We start from the raw sequence: 5207 nt of genomic DNA, 5'->3' as shown, positions 1-5207 counted from the left end.
TTGTGTGTTGTGTAGGCGTCACCCGGGACTTGCCCTGTCCTCTTGGTCGGCAGCGTCAGATGTGTATAAGGGACGGGTTGTGGGGTGGGTTAGCTGGCTTTTTGGTGGTCGTTGTAGGCGGCGGCCAGTTGGTCGGAGGTCATGCGCAGGCGGAGTTGGGACGGTGGGATGCCGGCGTTGATCACCTCGCGGAGGATGACGGCCATGGAGTAGGCGGGGTCGGCGTCCAGGGCGCGTTCCAGGGCCACGTTGGCCAGGCCGCCGTCGCCCGCGGAGTAGGCGGCGAAGGCCAGCAGGGATGCGGGGGCGGGGGCGCAGGGCTCCTCGACGCGGCGGAGGATGTCGCGCCAGAAGGCGATGTCGGCGGCGGGGGCGTCCTCGTCGATGCGGATCCATGCCTCGTCGCGGAGGCGCAGGTCGGTGAGGAGGAAGCCGAGCCGGGCGACCTCGTCGTCGGTGGGGAGGATGCCGGTGCGGGCGTGGGTGAGCAGGGACAGGAGGAACGGGAGGTCCTCGTCGGGGGTGCGGACGCGGGCGAGGTGGCGTTTCTCCGCTCGGGCGGTGGCCTCGCGCATGGCGGTTCGGGCGGGGCCTTCGAGGGGCTGGACGGAGCGGACGAGTTCGGCGCGGTCGGCCAGCGCGACATGGCCCGCGTAGGTCGCCTGGGCGGCGAGGACGCTGGCCGAGATGTCGTACGGCGTGCCTGCGGGCGGGCAGCAGTCGTCGTGGCACGTGAGCGACCACCAGCGGCCGTCGGCGACACGGATCGCCTCGGCGGCGGGCACGCCGGCGGAGGCGAGGGCCTCGCGTATGGGTTCGGTGGACTCCTCGACCTCGGCGGCGGGGCCGTAGCCGAGGATGAGGGAGCGCGTGAAGCCGTTGGTGGCGAGGAGTGCGGCCACCCGGCTCGCGGCTTCCGCGGCCGGTAAATCGAGCCGGATCGCGCATGTGCCGCGGTCGCGGCCCTCGAAGCCGATCACGACGAGGCTGCGGGACGGGTGGAAGCCCAGCAGGTAGGGGACGGCCGCGATGGCGTCCTGGGCGGTGCGGATCACGAGAGGTGCCATGCCGATGACACTCGCAGCGGGCGGGTGGACCCCGTCGGGAAACGCATGGTTGTGGATAACTTCGGGATCGGACGTGCCCCGGTGGGTGACGGTGGCTTGTTCGCCGTGCCGGGGGCCGGGTGTCGGTCGGGGGCGGTAGCGTTGGGCGGCGTGCCCTCCCCTGATCTGCTGACCGGCAGCGATACCCAGATTCCGGATATGGCGACCCTGCTCGCCGCGGCCGTCGCGTCCATCGGGGGTGCCGAGCGCCCCGGGCAGGTGGAGATGGCGCGGGCGGTGGAGAAGGCGATCGAGTCCGGCGAGCATCTCGCCGCGCAGGCGGGGACGGGGACCGGCAAGTCCCTCGCGTATCTCGTGCCCGCGATCCGGCACGCGGTGGAGAAGCAGACGACGGTGGTGGTGTCGACCGCGACGATCGCGTTGCAGCGGCAGCTCGTCGACCGCGACCTGCCCCGGCTCGCGGAGGCTCTCGGGCCGATGCTCGGCACGGAGCTGAAGTTCGCGATCCTGAAAGGGCGTCGGAATTATCTGTGTCTGCACCGGGTGCAGACGGGGGTACCCGAGGAGGAGGACGGGCCCAGCCTGTTCGATCCGCAGCAGCTGTCGTCGCTGGGGCGGCAGGTCAAGCGGCTGAACGAGTGGGCGGAGGAGACCCAGACCGGGGACCGGGACGAGCTGGTGCCCGGAGTGAACGAGCAGGCGTGGCGGCAGGTGGCCGTCACGGCGCAGGAGTGCCTGGGCGCGCAACGGTGCCCGCATGGGACGGAGTGCTTCGCGGAGCTGGCGCGGGCAGAGGCCGGTGAGGCGCACATCGTGGTCACCAACCATGCGCTGCTGGCCATCGACGCCCTGGAGGAGTTCCAGGTTCTGCCTGAACACGATGTCGTCATCGTGGACGAGGCGCATGAGCTGGTCGACCGGGTCACATCGGTCGCTACGGGGGATTTGAGCGCGGCAGGCGTGGAGACCGCTGCACGGCGCTGTGGGCGGCTCATTGAAGAGGCCGTTGCGGATCGGCTGAAAGAGGCCGCGGAGGGGCTCGGCGTCCTTCTTGAGGATCTGCCGCAAGGGCGTATGGACGTCCTGTCGTCCGCTCTGGGCAACACCCTCGCCGTCGTCCGGGATGCCGCGCACGCTTGCATCACGGCGCTCGGGCCAGAGAAGAAGGACTCCGATCCGGGCGACATGGCCGCGCGCAAGGCGGCACGGTCGTCGCTGGAGGATCTGCACGACACGGCCGTGCGGATACTGGACGCGTTCCAGCCAGAGATGGGCGAGCGCTTCGACGTCGTGTGGTTGGAGAAGCCGTTCGTCCAGGACGGGCGTCCGAAGCGTCCGCCGGCGTTGCACGTGGCGCCGATCGGGGTCGGTGGCCTGTTGCGGACGACCCTGTTCGAGCAGCGCACCGCGATCCTGACGTCGGCGACGCTGACGCTGGGCGGGTCGTTCGAACCGCTCGCGCGCCAGTGGGGCCTGCCGCCGCTGGACGAGAAGGGCTCCAGGGACGCGAAGACCGCCGCCGAGGGGCTCGCGCAGACCGCGACGGAGAAGGGCGAGGAGACGAAGGTCGTGTGGTCCGGGCTGGACGCCGGCTCGCCGTTCGACCATCCGAAAGCCGGCATCCTGTACGTCGCGCGGCATCTGCCGCAACCCGGGCGGGACGGGCTCGCCGACGCCTACCTCACCGAGATCACCGAGCTGATCGAGGCGGCGGGCGGCCGCACGCTGGGCCTGTTCTCCTCGATGCGGGCCGCGCGGCAGGCCGCCGACGAGCTGAAGGACCACCTGACGCATCCGCTGCTGTGCCAGGGCGAAGACTCGACGTCCCTGCTGGTCAAGCAGTTCGCCGAGGACGAGCGGACCTGCCTGTTCGGCACCCTGTCGCTCTGGCAGGGCGTGGACGTCCCCGGCCCGTCGCTGCAACTCGTCATCATGGACCGCATTCCGTTCCCGCGCCCGGACGACCCGGTGTCGTCGGCGCGGTCACGGGCGGTCGCGGCGCACGGCGGCAACGGCTTCATGGCGGTCGCCGCGACGCACGCGGCACTGCTCCTCGCGCAGGGGGCGGGCCGGCTGCTGCGGTCGATGGACGACCGCGGCGTCGTCGCCGTCCTCGATCCGCGCCTCGCCACGGCCCGCTACGGCGGCTTCCTCAAGAGCTCACTGCCGCCGTTCTGGGCCACGACCGACCCGGACGTGGTCCGCGGCGCCCTCCGCCGCCTCGACACCGCCGCCGAGGGGTGACTCAGCGGCGGTAGGTGTGGAGGAATTCGCCGATGCGGCCCACGGCGTCCTCCAGGTCGTCGGCGTACTGGAGGGTGACGACGCGGAAGTGGTCGGTGGACGGCCAGTTGAAGCCGGTGCCCTGGACGACGAGGAGTTTCTGCTGTTCGAGCAGGTCGAGGGCGAAGCGCATGTCGTCCTCGATCGGGTACAGCTCCGGGTCGAGGCGCGGGAAGACGTACAGGGCGCCCTGCGGTTTGACGCAGCTCACCCCCGGCAGGTCGTTCAGCAGTTTCCACGCGCGGTCGCGCTGCTCGCCGAGCCGGCCGGTCGGCAGGACGAGGTCGTCGATGCTCTGGTAGCCGCCGAGCGCGGCCTGGATGGCGTGCTGGCCGGGGACGTTCGGGCAGAGCCGCATGTTGGCGAGGATGTCGAGGCCCTCGATGTAGGACTCGGCGTGCTCCTTCGGCCCGGACAGCACGACCCAGCCCGACCGGAATCCGGCGACCCGGTAGTTCTTCGACAGGCCGCCGAAGGTGAGGCACAGCAGGTCGGGGGCCAGGGACGCGATCGGCACGTGCTCGGCGTCGTCGTAGAGGATCCGGTCGTAGATCTCGTCCGCGAAGATGATCAGGTTCCGGCGGCGGGCCACCTCGACGATGCGCGCCAGCACCTCGCGGGAGTAGACCGCGCCGGTCGGGTTGTTCGGGTTGATGATGACGATGGCGCGGGTCCGGTCGCCGATCTTGGACTCGATGTCGTCCAGGCTGGGCTGCCAGCCGTCGTCCTCGTCGCACAGGTAGTGGACGGGCGTCCCGCCGCAGAGGGAGACCGACGCCGTCCACAGCGGGTAGTCGGGCGCGGGGATGAGGACCTCGTCGCCGTCGTTGAGCAGCGCCTGCAGGGTCATGACGATCAGCTCGGACACGCCGTTGCCGAGGTAGACGTCCTCGACGTCGATGCCGGTGACGCCGTTGTCCTCGAAGCGCTGCACGATGGCGCGGCGCGCGGGCAGGATGCCCTTGGAGTCGCTGTAGCCGTGCGCCTCCGGCAGGTTGCGGACCATGTCCTGGAGGAGCTCGGGCGGCGCCTCGAACCCGAACGGGGCCGGGTTGCCGATGTGCAGCTTGAGGATCTTGCTTCCCTCGGCCTCCAGCTGCTTGGCGCGCTTCAGCACCGGTCCCCGGATGTCGTAACAGACGTTGGTCAGCTTGCCCGACTGGTTGACCTGCATGATCTCACCATAACCGCGCCCCGCCCGCGACACGCGCGCCACCCCGGCCCGCCGGTGGCCGGGCCCGGACGCACCGAGCGCCCTGGCCGGGCCGCACATCCGCCGACCTGGGTGAGACGCGTTCCCGGCCGGACGTGGACACCCGCCGGCGAAGATCGGGGCGGACGCCCCGTTCCCCCGGCCGCTGCGGAGCCGGGGGAACGGGACGGGCGGACGCGTCACGGTGCGGAGATCGCGGAGAGGATCGCCAGCCGTGAGGCGCGGCGCGCCGGGCGGATCGCGGCGAGGGCCCCGGCGATCGCGCCGACGACCGCGATGACCGCCATGGTGACGGCGGACGGCGCGAACGGGTTGCCGATGGCCGTGCCGAGACCCCAGCCGAGGAACAGGCCGAGGCCGAGCCCACCGCCGGTGCCGAACAGCGCCACGATGACCGACGTTTCCGGCGTTCACGACGATCGGGCCATTGAACGACCCGGCGACGCCGTCCTCCAGGGAGGCGCGCAGTGACCCGATGAAGACCGTCATCAGCGTGACGACCCCGACGCCGATCATCAGCGCGGTCGCGGCGCCGGCGGTGCGGGCCGGGCTGCGGGACGCGTTGTCGCGGGCGAGCGTCCCCGGCACGCCGCGCAGCCGCGCCACGGACCCGCCCAGCCTGTCCCTTATACACATACCCGACC

Annotated in this window: 4 protein-coding genes; 1 reads left to right on the top strand and 3 read right to left on the bottom strand. The window is 71.3% G+C overall.

Annotation, left to right across the window (positions count from 1 at the left end):
- Window positions 1-89: 89 nt before the first annotated feature.
- Entirely contained in the window at window positions 90-1067 is a 978-nt protein-coding gene (locus HUX53_RS27265; protein WP_176406075.1) for a DUF4192 domain-containing protein, read from the bottom strand.
- Between the two features lie 198 nt (window positions 1068-1265).
- Between HUX53_RS27265 and HUX53_RS27260 the strand changes: the two genes are divergently transcribed.
- Window positions 1266-3311, top strand: a complete 2046-nt coding sequence (locus tag HUX53_RS27260) for an ATP-dependent DNA helicase (protein WP_176406077.1) — start codon at window positions 1266-1268, stop codon at window positions 3309-3311.
- Window position 3312: 1 nt separating this feature from the next.
- Here HUX53_RS27260 and HUX53_RS27255 read toward each other — a convergent pair whose 3' ends face one another.
- Together HUX53_RS27255 and HUX53_RS27250 are read right to left on the bottom strand one after the other, a co-directional pair.
- Window positions 3313-4524 (bottom strand): pyridoxal phosphate-dependent aminotransferase, encoded by a 1212-nt coding sequence (locus HUX53_RS27255; protein WP_217919963.1) that lies wholly within the window; start codon window positions 4522-4524, stop codon window positions 3313-3315.
- Window positions 4525-4742: 218 nt separating this feature from the next.
- A complete protein-coding gene (locus tag HUX53_RS27250) occupies window positions 4743-4952 on the bottom strand; it encodes a hypothetical protein (RefSeq protein ID WP_176406074.1) in 210 nt (69 codons plus the stop codon).
- Between the last annotated feature and the right edge of the window lie 255 nt (window positions 4953-5207).

Origin of the sequence: Actinomadura sp. BRA 177, from assembly GCF_013372625.1 — a bacterium.
Taxonomy (GTDB): Bacteria; Actinomycetota; Actinomycetes; order Streptosporangiales; family Streptosporangiaceae; genus Spirillospora.
The sequence above is the reverse complement of the archived record's forward strand: the minus strand, read 5'-3'. Positions and strand labels throughout refer to the sequence as shown.

What these genes read in the sequence shown, in the direction of transcription:
- HUX53_RS27265 (WP_176406075.1), bottom strand. Translation starts at nt 1,067, where the DNA reads ATGGCACCTCTCGTGATCCGCACCGCCCAGGACGCCATCGCGGCCGTC.
- HUX53_RS27260 (WP_176406077.1), top strand. Translation starts at nt 1,266, where the DNA reads ATGGCGACCCTGCTCGCCGCGGCCGTCGCGTCCATCGGGGGTGCCGAG.
- HUX53_RS27255 (WP_217919963.1), bottom strand. Translation starts at nt 4,524, where the DNA reads ATGCAGGTCAACCAGTCGGGCAAGCTGACCAACGTCTGTTACGACATC.